Here is a 466-nt window from a genome sequence, read left to right as displayed (position 1 = left end):
TCAGGAGAGACGATGAGCAGACGAACCCGTCGGCACCACGCACCGGCATTCAAGGCGAAGGTGGCGTTAGCCGCGATCAAGGGCGAGATGACGCTGGCCCAGCTGGCTGAGCATTTCGACGTGCACCCGAACCAGATCACGCAGTGGAAGGCCCAGCTTCAGGAAGCGGCGGCCGATGTATTCGGTCCTGGCGGAGGCAACCGAATGAGCGAGCCCGCGGTGGACGTGAAAGCGCTGCACGCCAAGATCGGGAAGCTGACCTTGGAGAACGATTTTTTAGAAGGCGCGCTCAGCAAAGCCGGCCTGCTGAGCGCAAAGCGATGATCGATCGTGAGCACAATCTGCCGATTACCAGGCAGGCGGAAGTTTTGAAGATCAGCCGTGGCAGTGTCTATTATCTACCACGTCCCGTGCCGCCCGCCGACCTCGCAATCATGCAACGGCTCGACCGGCTGCATCTGGAGTT

1 pseudogene is annotated in these 466 nt (G+C 60.5%); it reads left to right on the top strand.

Going from position 1 to position 466, the window contains the following annotated elements:
- Window positions 1–12 precede the first annotated feature (12 nt).
- Window positions 13–466 (top strand): annotated as a pseudogene (locus XH79_RS06780) (helix-turn-helix domain-containing protein); the annotation flags it as partial.

Origin of the sequence: Bradyrhizobium sp. CCBAU 45389 (assembly GCF_028128625.1) — a bacterium.
GTDB classification, from domain to species: Bacteria; Pseudomonadota; Alphaproteobacteria; order Rhizobiales; family Xanthobacteraceae; genus Bradyrhizobium; species Bradyrhizobium liaoningense_B.
This window is presented reverse-complemented; position numbering and strand designations above follow the sequence as displayed.